At 37.3% G+C, this 20,348-nt stretch carries 18 protein-coding genes and 1 riboswitch; of the genes, 12 read left to right on the top strand and 6 right to left on the bottom strand.

Annotated elements, in window-relative coordinates; all coding sequences use genetic code 11:
- Positions 1-2 precede the first annotated feature (2 nt).
- From rimM to FC56_RS05660, 7 genes are all read left to right on the top strand, one after another.
- The gene (gene rimM, locus FC56_RS05690) at positions 3-521 is read left to right on the top strand and encodes a ribosome maturation factor RimM (protein ID WP_054669746.1); all 519 of its coding nucleotides are present in this window, start codon (positions 3-5) and stop codon (positions 519-521) included.
- Positions 521-1,282, top strand: a complete 762-nt coding sequence (gene trmD, locus FC56_RS05685; RefSeq protein ID WP_056978354.1) for a tRNA (guanosine(37)-N1)-methyltransferase TrmD — start codon at positions 521-523, stop codon at positions 1,280-1,282. Before rimM ends, trmD begins: the two co-directional genes overlap by 1 nt.
- A 105-nt stretch (positions 1,283-1,387) precedes the next feature.
- Positions 1,388-1,747: a 50S ribosomal protein L19 gene (rplS, locus tag FC56_RS05680; protein ID WP_054669744.1), complete on the top strand. Its 360-nt coding sequence runs from the start codon at positions 1,388-1,390 to the stop codon at positions 1,745-1,747.
- An 80-nt stretch (positions 1,748-1,827) separates the two neighbouring features.
- The gene (gene xerC, locus FC56_RS05675; RefSeq protein WP_056978353.1) at positions 1,828-2,754 is read left to right on the top strand and encodes a tyrosine recombinase XerC; all 927 of its coding nucleotides are present in this window, start codon (positions 1,828-1,830) and stop codon (positions 2,752-2,754) included.
- A gap of 14 nt (positions 2,755-2,768) precedes the next feature.
- Positions 2,769-3,311, top strand: coding sequence for an HslVU peptidase proteolytic subunit (gene hslV / locus FC56_RS05670; protein ID WP_054669740.1), 543 nt, complete (start codon positions 2,769-2,771; stop codon positions 3,309-3,311).
- 12 nt (positions 3,312-3,323) lie between these two features.
- Positions 3,324-4,733, top strand: coding sequence for an ATP-dependent protease ATPase subunit HslU (hslU, locus tag FC56_RS05665; RefSeq protein ID WP_056978352.1), 1,410 nt, complete (start codon positions 3,324-3,326; stop codon positions 4,731-4,733).
- Positions 4,734-4,743: 10 nt separating this feature from the next.
- Positions 4,744-5,619: an aldose 1-epimerase family protein gene (locus FC56_RS05660; protein WP_056978351.1), complete on the top strand. Its 876-nt coding sequence runs from the start codon at positions 4,744-4,746 to the stop codon at positions 5,617-5,619.
- A gap of 33 nt (positions 5,620-5,652) precedes the next feature.
- Here the strand turns inward: FC56_RS05660 and plsY are convergent, their stop codons facing one another.
- Positions 5,653-6,288, bottom strand: a complete 636-nt coding sequence (gene plsY, locus FC56_RS05655; RefSeq protein ID WP_056978350.1) for a glycerol-3-phosphate 1-O-acyltransferase PlsY — start codon at positions 6,286-6,288, stop codon at positions 5,653-5,655.
- Between the two features lie 155 nt (positions 6,289-6,443).
- Here plsY and parE point away from each other — a divergent pair, with 155 nt between their 5' ends.
- The 4 genes from parE to FC56_RS05635 all read left to right on the top strand — a co-directional run bounded on the left by parE (position 6,444) and on the right by FC56_RS05635 (position 12,874).
- A complete protein-coding gene (gene parE / locus FC56_RS05650; RefSeq protein WP_056978349.1) occupies positions 6,444-8,402 on the top strand; it encodes a DNA topoisomerase IV subunit B in 1,959 nt (652 codons plus the stop codon).
- A 2-nt stretch (positions 8,403-8,404) separates the two neighbouring features.
- Entirely contained in the window at positions 8,405-10,855 is a 2,451-nt protein-coding gene (parC, locus tag FC56_RS05645; RefSeq protein ID WP_404819903.1) for a DNA topoisomerase IV subunit A, read from the top strand.
- A gap of 94 nt (positions 10,856-10,949) precedes the next feature.
- The gene (locus FC56_RS05640; protein WP_056978347.1) at positions 10,950-11,933 is read left to right on the top strand and encodes a LysR family transcriptional regulator; all 984 of its coding nucleotides are present in this window, start codon (positions 10,950-10,952) and stop codon (positions 11,931-11,933) included.
- A gap of 14 nt (positions 11,934-11,947) precedes the next feature.
- On the top strand, positions 11,948-12,874 hold the full coding sequence (locus tag FC56_RS05635) for a manganese-dependent inorganic pyrophosphatase (protein WP_054669727.1): 927 nt from the start codon (positions 11,948-11,950) through the stop codon (positions 12,872-12,874).
- Between the two features lie 56 nt (positions 12,875-12,930).
- Here the strand turns inward: FC56_RS05635 and FC56_RS05630 are convergent, their stop codons facing one another.
- The 5 genes from FC56_RS05630 to FC56_RS05610 all read right to left on the bottom strand — a co-directional run bounded on the left by FC56_RS05630 (position 12,931) and on the right by FC56_RS05610 (position 18,480).
- A complete protein-coding gene (locus FC56_RS05630; RefSeq protein ID WP_054669724.1) occupies positions 12,931-14,286 on the bottom strand; it encodes a gluconate:H+ symporter in 1,356 nt (451 codons plus the stop codon).
- A gap of 311 nt (positions 14,287-14,597) precedes the next feature.
- On the bottom strand, positions 14,598-16,265 hold the full coding sequence (locus FC56_RS05625) for a hypothetical protein (protein ID WP_056978346.1): 1,668 nt from the start codon (positions 16,263-16,265) through the stop codon (positions 14,598-14,600).
- Between the two features lie 119 nt (positions 16,266-16,384).
- On the bottom strand, positions 16,385-16,927 hold the full coding sequence (locus FC56_RS05620; protein ID WP_318635507.1) for a folate family ECF transporter S component: 543 nt from the start codon (positions 16,925-16,927) through the stop codon (positions 16,385-16,387).
- A gap of 55 nt (positions 16,928-16,982) precedes the next feature.
- Positions 16,983-17,080: riboswitch (THF riboswitch) on the bottom strand.
- An 88-nt stretch (positions 17,081-17,168) separates the two neighbouring features.
- The gene (locus FC56_RS05615; RefSeq protein WP_056978345.1) at positions 17,169-18,044 is read right to left on the bottom strand and encodes a DegV family protein; all 876 of its coding nucleotides are present in this window, start codon (positions 18,042-18,044) and stop codon (positions 17,169-17,171) included.
- A gap of 16 nt (positions 18,045-18,060) precedes the next feature.
- Complete coding sequence (locus FC56_RS05610; RefSeq protein ID WP_054669710.1) at positions 18,061-18,480, bottom strand: MarR family winged helix-turn-helix transcriptional regulator; 420 nt, start codon at positions 18,478-18,480, stop codon at positions 18,061-18,063.
- A gap of 144 nt (positions 18,481-18,624) precedes the next feature.
- Here FC56_RS05610 and FC56_RS05605 point away from each other — a divergent pair, with 144 nt between their 5' ends.
- On the top strand, positions 18,625-20,331 hold the full coding sequence (locus FC56_RS05605) for an Rqc2 family fibronectin-binding protein (RefSeq protein WP_056978344.1): 1,707 nt from the start codon (positions 18,625-18,627) through the stop codon (positions 20,329-20,331).
- Positions 20,332-20,348 lie beyond the last annotated feature (17 nt).

The following is a 20,348-nucleotide window of genomic DNA, read 5'->3' as shown; positions in this document are numbered from 1 at the left end:
AAATGGAATATTACAAAATTGGCAAAATTGTTAATACTCAAGGAATTCGTGGAGAAGTGCGAGTAGTCTCCATTACGGATTTCGAATCAGAACGGTTTAAAAAAGGCAATACGGTCTACGCTAAATTAGCTAAAGACAACTCCATGCATTCACTAACTATCGACGGAGTTCGCAAGCATAAAAACTTTATCATTCTTCATTTTGTGGATCATCCTAATATTAATGATGTAGAATTCTTGAAGCCATCAGATTTATTCGTTGATGAAACGGCGTTAGCAAATGATGATCTGGAGGAAGGAGAATACTACTACCACGATATTATTGGCTTAGACGTTGTTACGGTGGATGGCGAAGAATTAGGAACTATTAAGGAAATTTTAGCACCAGGAGCGAATGATGTCTGGGTTGTTAAGCGTCCGGGACAAAGTGATTTATTATTGCCTAAAATTGATCAGGTGATTAAAAAAGTGGATTTAGCTAACCATCTGGTGACTGTAGAACTTATGGAGGGCTTAGACTAGTGAAAATTGATGTTTTAAGTCTGTTTCCGGATATGTTTACCGGTCCAATGCAAGAATCCATTATCGGTAAAGCAATTGAAAAGCAAATTTTGGACATTGAAGTCACAGATTTTCGCCAATACACCACTGACAAACATCGCCACGTAGATGATTATCCGTTTGGTGGTGGAGTTGGTATGCTTTTGCAAGCTCAACCCATTATTGATGCTTATGAAGATTTAGCCGTTAAAAATCAAGACCAAGGAATTGAGAAAGGTCGAGTCATTTTAGTCGATCCCGCTGGTAAGACCTTTAATCAGCAAGTAGCCGAGGAATTGGCTACAGAAGAGCATTTAACGTTTATTTGTGGCCATTATGAGGGGTATGACGAACGGATCCGCTCAATTGTTACTGATGAGTATTCCATTGGTGATTTCATTTTAACTGGAGGAGAACTCCCAGCGATGGTCATGATTGATGCAGTTTCTCGACTATTACCGGGAACTTTAGGAAACGGCGCATCAAGTGTTGACGATTCATTTTCTACTGGGTTATTAGAAGGACCGCAATATACTCGACCAGCTGATTTCCGTGGTATGAAGGTACCCAATGTTTTAATTAGTGGGGATCATAAGAAAATTGCCGAATGGAATCAAAAAGAATCTCTACGCCGAACTTATCTACGCCGGCCAGATTTAATTGATCATTCTAGGTTGACTGATCTGCAAAAACGGCTATTGCGAGAAGTGCGTGAAGAAGAAGAACAGCGTCAAGAAAAATAACTTTACAGCAATTGAAAAATTGTGTTAGAATTTAAGTTGGCTTAGGCCGAAAACAACATTCCGCTGTCCAGTCGATAATGAATGTTAGTGAAAGGAAGAAGTATTATGCGTCAAAACAAATTGATCGATCAGATTAACCAAGCTCAAATCAGAAATGATATTCCTGAATTCCGGGCCGGTGATACTGTTAAGGTTTACGTAAAGGTTGTTGAAGGTACTCGCGAACGTATCCAATTGTTCGAAGGAGTAGTTATCAAGCGTAAAGGTGCTGGCATCCAAGCTACTTACACTGTTCGTAAAGTAAGTAATGGTGTTGGTGTTGAACGAATCTTCCCAGTAAACTCACCACGTGTTGACCATATTGAAGTTGTTCGTTATGGTCGTGTTCGTCGTGCTAAGCTTTACTACTTGCGTGCCCTTCAAGGTAAGGCTGCTCGTATTAAAGAATCACGTCGTGGACGTTAATTCTAAGAAATTAAAGGTTGAATCAAGCTTGGCTTGGTATCAGCCTTTTTTCGTATCTACCAATAACTAGGTGAATAAGCATGAGCAAAAATGAAGAACAGGTAAACTGGTTTTTAAAATATTTAAAAAGTGAAAGACAATATTCTAGTGATACCATCAGGGCTTATCAAGAAGCATTAAAAGAATTTCAACAGTTTTTGGTGATTTCTGAAGATGCTGAATATGAATTTACCCAGGTAGATCAACTGGCAGTAGAAGCGTATATGAGTGATTTATACGATAAGGATTATGCTTGGAATTCTATTTCACAAAAAGTATCCGCAATGCGGTCATTTTATAATTTTTTGGAAAAAAATGAAGAAATCAGCATTAATCCGTTTGAGTTTGTTCAGTTAAAGAAGCATAATAATCAATTGCCGAGATTCTTTTACCAAAATGAACTGCAAGAACTCTTTGAGGCCGCGAAACTAAATAAAGATCCACAAATGAGGTTACGTGATCAAGCACTGCTCGAAGTTTTATATGGGACCGGAATCCGGGTAAGTGAGTGTGCAGGATTAACCATTCAAACAGTCGACTTACAACAAAAGGTAATGTTGATTCAGGGAAAGGGAAATAAGCAGCGCTACGTTCCCTTTGGTAGGTATGCTCAAGAAGCACTGCAAAATTACTATGCTGACAGTCGGCGCCCGGTGATGACTAAAAATGATCAACATCATCAAGCAGTATTTATTAACCACCGAGGCACAGCGTTAACGACTCGTGGGATTGAATACGTGTTAGATCAAATCGTAAAACGTAGTTCACTAACTACGTCAATTCATCCCCATATGTTACGACATACGTACGCTACGGACTTATTAAACAACGGAGCAGATCTACGGACCGTTCAAGAGTTATTAGGTCACAGCAGTTTGTCGTCGACACAACTGTATACCCATATTACTAAAGAGCATTTATTACGGGATTATAATTCGTTTTTCCCACGCACCCAATCTAAAAATTAAAAGGAGAGTTACTCATGCCAATTAAATTTGAAGCAACCACTATCTGTGCCGTTCGCCATGGCGGCCACTTAGCTATGGCTGGCGATGGCCAAGTTACGATGGGCGAAAAAGTTATTATGAAAGGAACTGCTCATAAAGTTCGTAAAATCTACAATGACAGAGTGGTAGTCGGCTTTGCTGGTAGTGTTGCCGACGCCTTTAATTTAGAAGAACGATTTGAAAAGAAATTAAACCAGTATGATGGTGATTTAAAACGGGCTGCCGTGGAATTAGCCCAAGAGTGGCGTTCAGATCAAGCTTTACAAAAATTAGAAGCCCTCTTAATCGTTATGAACGATAAGGATCTGTTACTAGTTTCTGGCTCTGGAGAAGTAATTGAACCAGATGATGATATTTTAGCAATCGGTTCTGGTGGTAATTTTGCCTTAGCAGCAGCTACAGCTATGAAACATCATGCTACTGATATGTCCGCCAAAGAGATTGCGGAAGCTGCAATCCATATTGCTGGTAGCATCGATATCTTTACTAATCAAAACGTAATTTCAGAAGAATTGTAGGAGGTAACGGATTTGGAAAATGTACAAACCCCTAAACAAATTGTTGACGTTTTAGACCAATATATCGTTGGCCAAAATGAAGCTAAAAAAGCGGTAGCGGTAGCTTTGCGAAATCGTTACCGCCGGATGCAATTAAGTCCTCAAATGCAAGAAGAAATTTCTCCTAAAAACCTATTAATGATTGGACCTACTGGGGTAGGGAAAACGGAAATTGCTAGACGATTAGCTAAAATCGTTAACGCCCCATTTGTTAAAGTAGAAGCCACTAAGTTTACTGAAGTCGGCTATGTTGGTGGCGATGTTGAATCTATGGTTCGGGATTTAGTAGAAAATGCTGTTCAGTTAGAAAAACAAGCAGCTTATAAACGAGTGAATGCTGACGCTGTTAAACAGGCTAATAATGAACTTTTGAAGCTATTGGTTCCCGCTAAGAAAAAAGAAAACAACCAAAATGATATGCAAAATATCATGAACATGTTCTCTGCAATGCAAAAGGGAGAAACACCGGATATCAATGCGGGACAACAAGAAGAATTAACTGATGATATTAGAGAAAAACGTCTCTCTACTTCTGACAAGTTAAGAGCAGGTTTATTAGAAAACGAAATGGTTGAAATCGAAGTTCCAGATCCTAGTCAGTCTAATGTTGGTAATAATAACATGCTTAATCAAATGGGAATTGACCTCAATGATTCTTTAGCTGGCATTATGCCTAAGAAAATGATTACTAGAACTGTCAGTGTTGCCGAAGCTCGCGACGTTTTAACTCGCCAAGCAGCTGAAACATTAGTAAACAGTGCAGATTTATACCATGACGCAATTGAAAATGCTCAAAACTCCGGAATTATTTTTATTGATGAAATTGATAAGATTACTGGAGGTTCCTCTCAATCTCGTGGGGAAGTTTCACGTGAGGGCGTTCAACGCGACATTTTGCCAATCGTGGAAGGTTCTCAAATTAATACTAAGTATGGTACTGTCAACACTGATCATATCTTGTTTATTGCCTCGGGAGCATTTGCTGAGAGCAAGCCTAGTGACTTAATTCCTGAATTACAGGGACGTTTCCCAATTCGAGTAGAATTAAATGATTTAACTAAAGAAGACTTTGTTAGAATTTTAACCGAGCCTAACAACGCATTGGTTAAACAATATATTGCTCTAATCGGAACTGATAACATCAAGGTTACATTTACAATTGAAGCTATTAATAAAATTGCTGAAATTGCTACAGATGTTAACCACAACACAGATAATATTGGTGCTCGTCGGTTGCACACTATTTTAGAAAAACTATTAGAAGATATCCTCTATGAAGGCCCTGATATGCAAATGGGCGAAATTACCATTACCGAAAAATACGTTGACGACAAGGTAGGCCAATTGGCTCAAAATAAAGATCTTTCTCGTTACATTCTCTAGGAGGAGTAGCATGATTGAGTTAGTTAATAATGATTTAACGGTTAAAATAAATGAAATGGGTGCAGAATTAACTAGCGTGATTAATTCGGATAGCATCGAATTTATGTGGCAAGCGGATAAAGCTTTCTGGGGTCGCCATGCGCCAGTATTGTTTCCTATTGTGGGACGTTTAAAAGACGATCAATATCAATATGACGGCAAAACTTACTCCATGTCACAGCATGGCTTTGCAAGAGATAATCATTTTTCAGTGGTGGCACAAACTAGTACTGCCGTAACATTAGAACTTAAGTCTAATGAAAATACTAAGCTTAAATTTCCGTTTGATTTTAGTTTGAGAATCACTTACACCTTAGACCAACATAGCTTAAAGGTAGGTTACGAGGTGATTAATCAGGGCGAGGCTGAAATGCCATTTTCGATCGGTGCCCATCCCGGATTTAATATTCCGTTAGTGACCGATGAAGCTAGCTTTACGGATTATGTCTTAAGGGTAGCTCCGGCTACTAACTACCAACAGGTCCCATTGCGGGCTCCGTTGAGTGATCCTCAAAATACTCATGAGTTGAATCTTCGTCAACCATTAGCGTTAACTCACCAATTATTCGAAAACGATGCGGTGATTTTAGAGTTAGAGGGTAAAGAGATAACGGTAATGTTAGAAACCGTTAAAAATGACCATGGAGTGGCTCTTACGGTGGCTAATGCCCCATACTTAGGAATTTGGTCTCCATACCCTAAGGAAGCTCCATTCGTTTGCTTAGAGCCATGGTGGGGACTTGCTGATCCGGTGGATACTGATGGCAAGTTAGAGCATAAATTTGCTATTAATCATTTAGCTACTAAACAACAATTTACAGCTGATTTTTCAATGACCTTTTTCTAAAAAATAAGATGACCCCATTATAATGGGGTCATCTTATTTTTGCTGGTTGCGATTACGCCACCAGTAATATAAACCAAAGGGAACCAAATTTTCGTTCCCAGCTAGAATACGTTTGATATTAGTTTTATGACGATAAAAGATAAAGATCGTTAGCACTAAAGCTAATATAGCCAATAAATGTTCCTGCATCGCAAAAGCAATGATCGTAATTATACTAAAGGCAATCATGCTAGCCAAACTCACCATACTGGTGATAAAGATCAAACTGATCCAAATCCCGGCGGCAATTAAAAATAACTCTGGTCGGTATGCTAATAACATACCCGCACTAGTAGCCACGGCCTTGCCACCTTTAAAATGGTCAAAAATTGAAAAAGTATGGCCTAAAATTGCCGCAATCCCAAATACTAAGGGAGAAATTGTGTAACTATGAAAGAAAACTGGTAACATAGTTGCGATCGATCCCTTAGCAATGTCTAAAATCATTACTAAAGTTCCAGCAATCGGTCCTAATACCCGATAGGTATTGGTTGTTCCAATATTACCAGATCCAAATTGTCGAATATCTTTATGGAAAAAAAGTTTACCCACCCAAACGCCACTGGGAATTGATCCTAGCAGGTAAGCTAGAATGAGCATGACTACGACTTGCCCTATATTAGAGTCCATGTCTAGTTCCACCACTCCTTAATTCAAACAGTTCTATACAATGTCTTTAATTTTAGCATGTTTAACTAGGGACTCCAATAAAATTTCATTTTCAAAGTAAAAAAATTAGGTTATCATAAAATAGATTGTTATTAAAAGAAGGAGTCTGCATACGAATGGCAAAAGCAAAACAAACATATGACGATTCTTCAATCCAAATCTTGGAAGGGCTCGATGCCGTCAGAAAACGGCCCGGTATGTATATTGGTTCTACCGGAGTAAGAGGTCTTCACCATTTGGTTTATGAAATCGTCGACAACGCCGTTGATGAAATATTAGCGGGCTACGGAAAAGAAATTAATGTGATTATTCACGCGGATAATAGTATCACGGTTAAAGACCATGGTCGGGGAATGCCAGTTGGTATGCATGCATCTGGAAAACCTACACCAGAAGTTATTTTAACGATGCTACATGCCGGTGGTAAATTTGGTCAAGGCGGTTATAAAACCTCAGGTGGTCTTCACGGTGTGGGGGCTAGCGTGGTTAATGCCTTATCATCTAGTTTAACCGTGACGATAGTTCGTGACGGAATGAAGTACGAAGAAGACTTTGAAAATGGTGGTCATCCTAAAGGAACCCTACGTAAACTAGGAAAAACTGGGTTACCAAGTGGAACTATGGTAACGTTTAAGCCCGATTCCAGCATTTTTACAACAGTGGTTTACAATTTTAGTACTTTGGCAGAACGATTAAGAGAATCTGCTTTCTTACTTAAGGGAACTAAAATTACGTTAACTGATGAACGCCCAGGGCAAGAGCAAGAAGAAGTTTTTCACTACGAATCCGGAATCAAAGAGTTTGTTAGTTACTTAAACGAAGATAAGAATGTATTAGGCGACATTATGTACTTTGATGGCACTAAGGAAGGTGTCGAAGTTGAAGTTGCTGCGCAATATAACGATGGCTACACCGAAAACATGTTGTCATTTGTTAACAACGTTAGAACTCGTGACGGTGGAACTCACGAAGCAGGATTAAAATCAGCTTGGACCAAAGCGTTTAATGAATATGCTCGTAAAATCGGTTTACTTAAGGAAAAAGATAAAAATTTAGACGGTAGCGATGTGCGAGAAGGTCTTTCTGTGGTGATCTCTTTGCGGGTACCAGAAGAATTACTTCAGTTTGAAGGCCAAACTAAAGAAAAATTGGGAACTCCAGAAGCCAGAAGCATTGTCGACAGCGTTGTCAGTGAACAACTTGGCTATTTCTTAATGGAAAACGGGGAATTCGCCCAAACGTTGGTGCACAAAGCTTTAAGAGCTCGCCAAGCCCGCCAAGCTGCTAGAAAGGCTCGTGATGAAAGTCGAAATGGTAAACGGGCTAAGAAGCAAGAAAGATTATTATCAGGTAAATTAACCCCAGCTCAGTCTAAAGATTATAGCCAAAACGAACTTTTCTTAGTCGAAGGGGATTCTGCCGGCGGTTCTGCTAAACAGGGGCGTGATCGCAAGCATCAAGCGATCTTACCATTACGAGGCAAAGTATTAAATACTGAGCGAGCTAAGTTACCAGAAATTATGAAGAACGAAGAAATTAACACAATGATTTACACTATCGGGGCCGGCGTTGGATCCGAATTTAATATTGATAATGCCAATTACGACAAGATCATTATTATGACCGATGCCGATGACGATGGGGCTCACATTCAGATTTTATTGTTAACGTTCTTTTACAAGTATATGCGTCCGATGATTGATGCTGGTCGCGTTTATATTGCGTTGCCACCGCTATACAAGATGCAACAAGGTACTGGTGCTAAAACTAAAATCGAATATGCCTGGACCAATGATCAGTTAGCAGAAATCGAAAAAGACTTCGGTAAAACCGCATCTCTCCAACGGTTTAAAGGTTTAGGGGAAATGAATGCGGATCAATTATGGGAAACCACTATGGACCCAGAAACCAGAACTTTAATTCGAGTTCGAATTGATGACGCTGCTTTAGCTGAACGCAGGGTTACTACCTTAATGGGTGATAAAGTAGATCCTAGAAGGGCTTGGATTGAAGCTAACGTTAAATTTACGATGGAAGATGAAGGCAGCATTTTGGATAATGCAGCTGATGAATAGAGGTGACTAGCAAATTGAGTAAAATTGAAAATTTAACTTTAGAAGACGTAATGGGAGATCGATTTGCTCGTTATTCCAAGTCAATTATCCAAGAACGAGCCTTACCAGATATTCGAGACGGATTAAAACCGGTACAGCGTCGGATTTTATACGCCATGAATAAAGATGGTAATACCTACGATAAAGGCTTTAGAAAGTCTGCTAAGTCAGTCGGAAACGTTATGGGTAACTTTCATCCCCATGGTGATAGTTCAATTTATGAAGCGTTAGTCCGAATGAGTCAGGATTGGAAGGTTCGAGAACCGTTAATTGAAATGCACGGTAACAATGGTTCTATGGATGGTGATCCTCCTGCTGCTATGCGATATACTGAGGCTCGGTTAAGCAAAATTGCTGGTGAAATGTTACGAGACATTGATCAAGAAACGGTAGACTGGGTTTTAAACTTTGATGATACTGAATACGAACCTACTGTATTACCAGCTAGATTCCCTAACTTGCTGGTTAATGGCTCTACTGGTATTTCAGCGGGATACGCTACCGATATTCCTCCTCATAATTTAGGTGAAGTCATCGATGCAATTTTGTATTTGCAGAAGCATCCTGATGCCTCAACCGATAAATTAATGGAATTTGTAGCTGGTCCTGATTTCCCAACCGGGGGAATCGTTCAAGGATTGGATGGTATTCGTCAAGCTTACGAAACTGGACATGGCCGGGTGGTAGTGCGTTCAAAGACCGAGATTAAGTCTATTCGGGGGAATAAAAGCCAAATTGTAATTACAGAAATTCCCTACGAAGTTAACAAGGCTCAGTTAGTCAAACGAATTGATGAAATTCGGATTAATAAAAAAATTGATGGAATTGCTGAAGTGCGTGACGAAAGTGATCGTGATGGGTTAACGATTGTGGTAGAACTTAAGCGTGATGTTGATTCTAATGGAATTTTGAACTACCTATTTAAAAATACTGATCTGCAAGTTTCATATACTTTTAACATGGTGGCAATTAATCATATGCGGCCCGAACGGGTATCATTGAAGACCATGTTGATCTCTTACCTAGAATTTCAACAAGAATTAATTAAGAAGCGAACGATATACGATCTGAAAAAAGCTCAAGATCGACAACATATTGTTCAAGGACTAATTAAAGCTCTATCAATTCTAGACCAAGTAATCAAAACCATTCGAGCCAGCAAAAATCGTAAGGATGCCCGAGATAATTTGGTTAAAGCGTACGAATTTTCTACCGTTCAGGCTGATGCCATTGTAGCGTTACAACTTTACCGATTAACTAATACTGACGTAACTCAGTTAGAAAAAGAAGCTGCTGATTTGGCTGCTAGAATTGAAGCTGATCAATTAATTCTTATTGATGATAATGAATTAAATCGCATTTTGGCTAAAGAACTTAAGCAGATCAGTAAACAGTTCCGGCAACCTAGAATGACCGAAATTCAAGCTAAAGTAGCTGATCTCAAGATTAGTAAAACGGTAACGGTACCTGACGAAGATGTAATTGTCTTGGTTAGTCAACAAGGTTACTTAAAGCGGAGTAGTATTCGTTCATATACTGCTTCTAATGGTGAAGAAAATGGCTTGCAAGATTTTGATCATCCTGTCTTTTTAGCTAAGGTTAATACTCGCGATCACTTGTTGATGTTTACTAATAAGGGTAACTTGATTTATCGGCCGGTCTTTGAAATAAGCGATGTTCGTTGGAAAGATACCGGAGAGCACCTTTCCCAAACCGTTGGACTAGAGTCCGATGAAATGGTAATTGCGACGTACTCATTTAAGAGCTTGAAAGAAACTGGTGAGTTTTTAATTGCTACTGATGATGGCTATATTAAGCGAGTAGCGTTTGAAAGTCTTACACCAGGGCGCACATATAAAAAGCACGCGTTTGTCTATGAAAAATTAAAGACACCTACTGCTAAGGTAATTAACGTTACTTACTTGCCTCAACCAACTGATGATATGTCTGTAATGTTAATTTCTCATTTGGGCTATGCATTGCGTTTTGATTTAGCTGAAATTCCGGTGAATGGGGCTAGAACAACTGGAGTTAAATCAATGAATTTGAGCAGTGATTGGGTAACTAACGTTCAAATTGTTAGTGAAGATCAGTCTGTTGGATTGATTACTCAAAGAGGAGCATTTAAGAAGATGAAGGTGAGCGAAGTTGCACCTACCTCAAGGGCTCGTAAAGGAGTACTAGTTTTACGCGAACTTAAAAATGATCCTCATCGGGTAGTCGATTTTACCGTTATTAACCAACTTGATGCACCACTGGTAGTTTATACCGATCACAGTAAGGAACATGACTTGTTACCTAACGAGTTTAGTAACGGTGGACGTTATTCTAACGGCTCCTTTGTTATCGATGTTAATGCTGAGGGACAACCAATTTCGATTCAACCTAAGTTATTAGAATTGATAATTAATTAATTTAATGGGACTAATAGTTTGCCAGTCATTAAGATAAAGATTATATTATGGTCAGCAAAATAAATTCTGTTCCAACTGGGGGAGGCACTTGTCAATGAAAACAACTCAAGAAAATATTTTTTCTTCTAAGACATTAAGTTATTTTCTACAATTATCGGATACTATGAATTACACGCAGGCTGCTCAAATTTTAGGAATTACTCAACCTGCGTTAACACAACAAATTAAAAAATTAGAACGCACAGTAGGGGCACCGTTATTTTATTCAGTAGGTAAAAAGCTACGTTTAACTGAAGCTGGGCATACCATGTTGAGAACTACACATGATATTTATGAATTGCTAAACGAAGCTACTGATGAAATTCAACAGTCATCTAGTGAGACAACTGGTGAAATCAATTTAGGTATTTTAGCATCAATTGAAACGCGAGTTTTACAAGCATTTGCAATTGAGTTATATAAAGAATACCCAGATTTAACCATTTCTTTTCACATGTTAACTAGAAAAGAAATTTGGGAAAATCTAGAAAATAATAAGATTGATTTAGCCATTATGTACTTGCCAGATTCATCAATTAAAAACTGGCAACCTTACAGTTCTAAAAAAATACTATCCGATGAACTAATGTATGTTCACCACCAACCAGAATTAAAAGATCGCAAATATATTCGGTTTAAGGACGTAACCGATTCGCCATGGGTTATTTATCCACAAAACTATTTCTTAAATGCAACTTTACACGATGCGTTTAAGAATCAAATGGTAGATTTTCCTAAAATCGCTGGTCGCTTTACGTTGCCAGAACAATTATTAAATTTCGCCATTCATGCTAATACAGCAACGGCGTTACCAGTATCTTTTTTAAAGGGAATTAATTCTGACTTTTTGGAACAACAAAATACTTGGATGACTACCTTGGAACCTAAAGTCCAACTTGATCTAAGTTTTGTATTCCGGAAAAACAAAAATGAAATTCCACGAATTAAATTTTTCTTAGATGCCTTTGACAAATACCTCAAAGACGAGGATTATTTAAGTAGGCTCGAAAAAATAGCTACAAAAGATAAAACAAAATAGGAGAGATTCATATTATGAGTAAAGAACTTGTTTTTGGTCACCAAAATCCTGATACAGATGCGATTGTTGCTGCCAAGGCATATTCGTACCTACAAAACCAACTAGGTTATGACACCGAAGCAGTAGCCTTAGGTGAACCTAACGCTGAAACAGCTTATGTATTAAACCACTTTGACGAACCAACTCCACGGGTTGTTACCACTGTGAAGCCAGAAGTAGATGCTGTAATGTTGGTGGATCATAATGAATTCCAACAAAGTGTTTCAGATATTGAATCAGTTCAAGTCACTCACGTAGTTGACCACCACCGAATTGCTAATTTCAATACTGATCAACCATTGGAATACCGAGCAGAACCAGTTGGTTGTACCAGCACCATTTTAACTAATATGTTTGCTGAAAAAGACGTTAAAATTCCAGTTAAATTGGCTGGTTTGATGATGTCTGCTATTATTTCAGATACTTTACTTTTGAAGTCACCAACTACTACTGATAAAGATAAAGAAGCTCTACGTGCTTTAGCTCAAATTGCTGATGTAGATTACAAATCATACGGTATTGAAATGCTTAAAGCTGGTACTAACGTTGATGCTAAGAGTGATCAAGAATTAATCGATGCTGATGCCAAATCTTTCGATATTAACGGCAAAAACGTGCGAATTGACCAAATCAACGTAGTTGACTTTGAAGATGTCTTAAAACGTCAATCAAGCATCATGACGGCTATGAATAATGAAGCTCAAAGCGAAGGCTATGATTTGTTTTTAGTATTGGTTACTGATATCTTAAACAGTAATTCTAAAATGATTGTAGTTGGTGAACCAACCGCTGCAGTTGAAAAGGCTTTTGCTGCTAAGCTAACTGATAACGTTATGGACTTACCAGGCGTTGTTTCTCGTAAAAAACAAGTAGTACCACAATTAACTGACGCTTTAAACTAAAAAGCTAATAAAAACCCCTTAACACTTAAGTTAAGGGGTTTTTTATTGGCATTAAATTAATGCAAGATAGTGTTTAGTAATAAGACCATCAATAAACCAACAACAGAAATAATTGTTTCTAGGACGGTCCAGATTTGCATAGTTTGCTTAACTGAAATATCGAAGTATTCTTGGAACATCCAGAAACCAGCATCATTAACGTGAGATAACGCAAGTGATCCGGCACCGATAGCTAAAGCCATCATGATTGGATCTGCGCCTAAACTGTTCATTAATGGAGTAACCAATCCAGCAGCGGTCATACCAGCAACCGTAGCTGAACCTAATGAAGCCCGTAAAATAACGGCGATTAACCAGCCTAAGATAATAGGTGAAAGGTTAGTGTGCATCATAAGGTCTTGAACAGCTTTACCAACACCACCATCAATTAAAATTTGTTTGAAGGCGGCACCACCACCGATAATCATCAAGAGCATAGCAATGGATTTGATGGCTTCAGTAATGGTAACGGTAATTTCGCTCATGCTCTTATTACGATGAAAGCCCATTGACCAAATGGCAAATAGCAAAGCAATTACCATGGCAATCATTGGGTTACCAAGCATTACCACGATAGCGTCTAAGCCATGTGGGTTAGCAGGGGTTTTACCACCCATGAAGATCATAGTGTAGATAGTAGAAATTGCCATGAAGATAACAGGGAATAATGAGGTTAAAACGGATAAACCAAAACTAGGAGTATCTTTTAAATCAAATTCCTTGATTTCCCCAAAAGCTGGTAAGCTCTTCTTTACTACAAAGGCTTCTGGAACCCATTTTTGAGCTAACTTAGTGTACAGTGGACCAGCAATGATCACACATGGAATGGCTACGATAATTCCGTACAAAAGCATTTGACCAATGTTAGCACCCAAAGCAGTTGCTACCGCGGTTGGAGCTGGTTGTGGAGGCAAAAATCCTTGAGTGGCTGATAGTGCTGTAGCCATTGGAATTCCAAGGTACACGAATGGTACATCTGCTTCCAAGGCAACCGCAAACACGATTGGAGTTAATAATACCAAGCCAACTTCGAAGAATAGTGACATTCCGATGATAAATGAAGCTAAAACGATCGCTAATTGAAGTCGTTTTTTACCAAATTTATCAATTAGAGTTTTGGCGATTCGATAGGAACCACCGGCATCTGAAACCAAACGACCAACCATGGCACCAAAGCCAAAGATAATGGCTAGTTCACCAAGGGAACCACCAATCCCAGTTTTAATGGAATCTGCAATATGGGCTGGATTCATTCCTAATCCAAGACCAACTACAATGGCAGTTACAACAAGGGAAACGAAGGTATTCAGCTTGAACTTAATGATTAAGAACAACAACAGCAAAATACCTAAAATCAATACAACAAAAGGCATAAGTTCACTCTCATTTCTCTCTAAATAATTTCTAATAGTCTGCATTATTTTTAAGTACGACTTAAAAAATAGCAACACGGGTATTTTAGACTTTTTGGTGACGAAATTCAATCAGATTGAAAAAAATTATTATAAATGATATAAGAAAGCGTTTGCTAAATTGATTTTTGTTACCAAACTGAAAAATATTTTCTTCAGGGGGGTTAACGGGGGAATAAATTTCTATACGTCCACTTCGGATAATATATATTATGTAAAGTAAAATATATATTAATCTGTCCCTCTCAAACTACCTATTAAAATTTCAAGGTTTAGCTATTAATACCAAAATGATAACTAATTTTAACTTCGTTATCACCAGCTTGACCATTAATTACTGAAGCACCAGCTTGACCAGTTTTAATTTGACCAGCGGTTAATTTTTGGTTATTTAAGACGTAACGAGTTCCTTTATAATGTGCGATTGGCAGCGTTACTGGCTCAGCTTGGTTTTGATGCCAAGTAACTACGATGTGTCCGTGTTTAACTTGTTTATTAAACTTAGTATTTAAATATACTTTGGTATATATATCAGCTAATTTACGTACATTATCTAATTTAGCATTAGAACTAGCCGCTGGATTAGTCCAAGCAATCATTTGCTTTGTAGCTGGTAAATAATCGGTCACTGGTTTAGCAATTTGCTGCCATGGCTGTCCTAGATCTTTACTGGCAAATGTTTTTTGTAGTTTAAATGGTGTATCTTTAGCTTTGTTAACCATAAGACCTTGATAAGTGACGATAGCTTTGTTCCATTTAGTTAACATTGAGTTAAATACTGATACACCTTGTAAAATTGTTACACATACCATGACTCTAAGTCCAAGTATGACAAATTTTTGTCCAGTTTCGTTTAAATTGATTTCTTGTAAAGTCATAAAACCAACATAAATTAATAATAAAAACGCTATTGGCGCTAGTCTAAATGGAAATTGAAGAATGTATAGAAATTTGAACGTTTTAAATAATAAATTCCATGGAAAAAATCCGGATGCTAGTACTAAAGTAACGATACCAAGCCACCCCAAAAATTTTGTTGACTTATTGTTAATATTTTTAACACTAACAAATAGTACTGCACAACCCAAAATGCAAATTAAAGATACTAATAAAACCGCAGCTCCGGACCAGTTCAAAGTATGTGACTGAGGATCTGCATATGGAAAAGGATTTATTAGTCTATTTTGAGTATTTAAAACAATATATGGTAACCAAATATTGATGGTTAAAATAATAGTTATTGCTGCTGCAATTACTGTGTTTTTAATTAATTGTTTCTTATTTGTAGTAGATTGAAATAGTGAGTAACTAAACGTAATCATCAAAAAAACAATAGAAAGCACTGACGATAAAACATGAATCTGAATTAAAATGGTGACTGCAATTACCATTTCACTGATTTTAACCGGTTGCTTTGGTTGTGTTGCCATTCTAATTCCAACGGCAATTACTAAGGGAATAAAAGCAGCTCCTACCCCCATAAATTCTGAGTTTAAAACCCATGAAAAAACAGCGTATGATGTCATGTAAAGAATCGATGCATATAGTCTTAATTGAGGATTTACTTTGCCTACTTTAAGCATATAAAGGCAATTAAGCCCTGCTGAAATAACTACCAAAAAATTTGCTAATAATTGAAATTTATAGTATGAACCTAAAATAAATAGTAGTAAACCGTTAAAGTATGCCAAAATTGGTCCGTAAAAAACGTTTATGTAGCGGCCAGTACTATTAAATCCATACATCATAATAAATGGTTGAAAATTGTGTTCTTTGATTTGCATATAAGTATCATAAAATCTGCTAAGATGAAAAATTGAGTCAGTATATAACATTATATTGCCATGTTGAAAAATTTGAGGTGAAATAATAATTAATCCCACTGCTAAAATAATAAATATATTTCTTAATTTTGGAGAAGCCTCCAGTCTTCTTTTCATTTCCCCTGTCCCCTTACTAATAATTATTCTTAACTTATATATTATCAAAGTTTAAAAATTTGATAAGCAAAAAGCCTTATAATAAAAAAGACAGTGACTATTAGCCCTGTCTTTTTTATTTATTTAGTATTTAATCTATTATTTAATATTTTAATTATGTGAGAGTTTAAAACCAAATATAAAATAACAATTTGGATGGGAGTGATTATTACTTCCTTAACTATTCTAGTAGATACCAAAGCCCAAAACGGAGTTTTATACATTAAAGTTAGCCACAATGTGTTTAAAAGCGTATTGACCACTACGGCAATAATGAGTTGGGATATAATCACATTAGCCCAAGTTGCCTTTTGTTGGTAAAAAAAGATTCCGTAAATAACGGCGCCTAGGATGGCAGAAACGGTGAAACCGGGAAAGTAAACGCCCCCAGTTAAGATGGTTCCCACGATATCAGCAATGGCCGCTACCGCCGCTGACCACCACGGGCCGTACCAGGCACCAATTAGTGCCGTAACTACAAAACCAAATCCTAACTGAATGAATTGAGTACCAAACGTTAGTTGATTTAACACTAAACCAGCTGCCAGTAACAATCCTAAAACCACGATATCCAATGTCCGTAGTTTTTTAAACGTAAATGAGTCTGTAATTGACTTCATCATAAAAAAACATCTCCTCGAAGGAGCTCACCATACTAGACCTATATTAAGTTAAGTGATTGGTGAATGCGAAAACAATGACGCGAACCTAAAGTTCTTCTACCAACGTTCACATTCCGTTCCGCTGGTCCTTAACGCATTGAATCCTACCCCATTTATTTTGTAACTATTAAAGCATAGCATATCCTACAAAAAAAGCAATTAATTACTAATAAAAAGTAATTAATTGCTAAATAATAGCTAATTAAAATTGATCTGTTTTATCAAAATCACGGAGCCAGCCTAATGCTAAGGCTTTCTCTCCTAAATGAGTACCAATGACTGGTCCAAAGTAACTCTGTTCTACCGTCATTGATGGATATAATTGCTGAATTCGTTTAGCCCAAGCATCACCAGCCGCAGGGTCGTTAGCGTTTAATACTAATGCTCTAAGTGGATAAGAGGCTTCCTGGTTAGCTTTTATAAACAACTCCTCTACTCTCGCTAACGCTTTTTTACGCGAACGGATTTTTTCGAACGCAACAATTTCATGACTATTATCATCAAATGTTAATAATGGTTTGATTTTTAAGATTCCACCGATAAATGCAGAGGCATTGGATAAACGTCCACCCCTTACTAGGTTTTGGAGATCATCTACAATAAATAGCTCATCGATTGTTGACCGAAGATCATCTAAATAAGAAATGATTTGATCAGCCGTATAATCTTTAGCAGCCATTTTGCTAGCCTGAATTGCTAGATACCCCATTAATTTAACTGTGATTTGAGAATCATAGGGAATTACTTTGATGCGCTCAATAGTTGGAGCAATTTGTTCCAGATAGTTATAAAATCCAGAAATTGTGCTAGCCAAGTGAATGCTAATAACGGTATCATAGCCTTCATCAGCTAAGGAGTTGTATAATTCAATCATTTCGCCCATTGGAGGCTGAGAAGTACTAGGAAATGACTTAGAATTTCTGAGTTTATCATAAAATTCTTCAGTGGTTAAATCAATTCCCTCATCATAGCTTCTGCCGTCAATGATTACCGGAATGGGCACTACTTTGATATTGTACTGTTCTGCTTCTTGTGTAGTTAAATACGCAGTACTATCAGTAACAACTGCGATTTTCATTTAGGTCACCTACTTGCTAGATTTTAATCCGATTAATACTTTGCTCTAAGCGGTTTAATAAGATTTTTAATAATTGTTGTTCTTCATCGGTCCAATGGTTAAAAACATTGGCAGTTAATTCTTGGTATAGCTGATCGGCTTGTTGATTTGATCGCAAGCCCTTATCAGTTACCTGATAAATTAGTTGCCGTTTATCTTTACCCACTGCAGTTTTAGAGATCATATCTTTAGCTACTAAACTCTTTAATTGCCGAGACAAAGTAGAAATATCTAATGAACTAGCAGCGGCTAACTGATCTTGGGTTTGGATTCCCGAAATTACTTTAGCTAGCAGTTGCCATTCTGAAATAGTCAACTCTACAGACTTGGTAAGTTTAAGTAAAATTTTTTGATATTTCTTCTCAGTGCTTCTCAGCGCAACTAATGTGTCCTTCATCTTAAGAATACCTCCGAAAAGACAGTATACAATAATTATTTGCACTGGGCAAATAAATGACCAGTTCTTAGCTTTTCTAAGCGAAGTGCTGTATACTAGAAGATCGTTAACCTAATATAATTAAAGAAAGTGAGCTGAATTATTATGTCATTTGACGGATCCTTTCTACATGCAGTACGTAACGAATTAGACCAGCAACTTACAACGGGTCGTATCAGTAAAATTAATCAACCATATCCTAACGAGTTAATCTTAACAATTAGAGCGCATGGAAAAAGTCAACAATTGCTTTTATCGGCTAACCCCACTTACGCAAGGGTTCAAATCACACAAATTCACGCGGTTAATCCCGATGTTCCTAGTAACTTTACGATGTTAATTCGAAAGTATTTAAATGGAGCAATTTTAAAGCAAATTACACAACCAGGAAACGACCGAGTCCTTCATTTTGATTTTACCTCTCGCAATGAAATCGGTGATCAAGTAGAACTACGATTAATCATCGAAATCATGGCCAGACACAGTAACATCATTTTAATTGATCAATCTAATAATAAAATTATTGATTCCATTAAACGAGTGAATAGTGACGTTAACCGTTATCGGACTTTACTACCAGGATCTACGTATATTAATCCGCCGAAGCAAGATGTATTGGATCCATTTAATATGAATGATTATCAAGAAATAGATAATATTGTTCGTGAATATCCCAATGTGGATGTGTTAGCGGACCAACTACGCAATAAATTACAAGGATTGGGTAAGGATACATCTTTGGCATTAGCAAGTTACCTGCATCGTCCTGGAGATTTGGCCAATAATTTTTCTGATTTCTTCAATCAATTTGATCATCCAACCCCTACTATTAGCGAAATTGCTAATAACAAGTATAATTACACCGCTTTTCCATATCCCAACACCGTTTCAGATGTTGAATATTCGTCTTTAAGCGAATTGCTAGATCAATTTTACCATGACCAGGTTCAACGCGATCGCGTTCGTGAAAAAGGCAGCGTCTTAATTCACGTGGTTAAAAACCAGCTTAAGAAGAATCGGACTAAATTAAAGAAGCTTCAAAAAGAATTGGCTGAAACTGATCATGCTGACCAATATCGAATTAAAGGAGAAATCTTAACCACTTATCTTAATCAAGTTCAACGGGGAATGACGGAAATAACATTAACTAATTTTTACGCTGAAAATGAACCGATTAAGATTTCCCTTTCTAATCAAATTTCTCCATCTGAGAATGCTCAAAAATACTTTAAACGGTATCAAAAATTAAAAAACGCTATTTCTTATCTGTCTGAACAAATTAAGGAGACTAATTCTGAAATTAGTTATTTTGAAAATATTCAGGCTCAAATTGAGTTAGCTAATCCTGAAGATTTACAAGAAATTCGTTATGAACTAGAACAACAGGGTTACTTGAGAAATCATGAACAGCATCAAAAGAATAAGAAAAAGCGTCATAAAGTAAATAAACCGGAGAAGTTTATTGCTAGTGACGGAACAGAAATCTTGGTGGGGAAAAATAACCTGCAAAATGAACAGCTTACCCTTCACTTTGCAGATAAGCGTGATACTTGGTTGCACGTTAAGGACTTACCTGGTTCTCACGTAATTATTCGTAGCTTTGATCCTTCTGAGCAAACTTTGCTGGAAGCTGCTAACTTGGCTGCTTATTTCTCTAAAGCTAGAGAAAGTACTAAGGTACCAGTTGATTACGTTAAGGTTAGAGCTATTAAAAAGCCTAATGGCACTAAACCAGGTTTCGTAATTTATGAAGGTCAAACTAACGTGTTAGTAGATCCCGACCCACAATTAATTAAACAGCTACGCCAATAATAAAAAGCATTGATTAA

It is taken from the genome of Lentilactobacillus senioris DSM 24302 = JCM 17472 (assembly GCF_001436555.1).
Lineage (GTDB): Bacteria > Bacillota > Bacilli > Lactobacillales > Lactobacillaceae > Lentilactobacillus > Lentilactobacillus senioris.
Note: the sequence above shows the minus strand (reverse complement) of the source record. Positions and strands in the feature narration are given on the sequence as shown.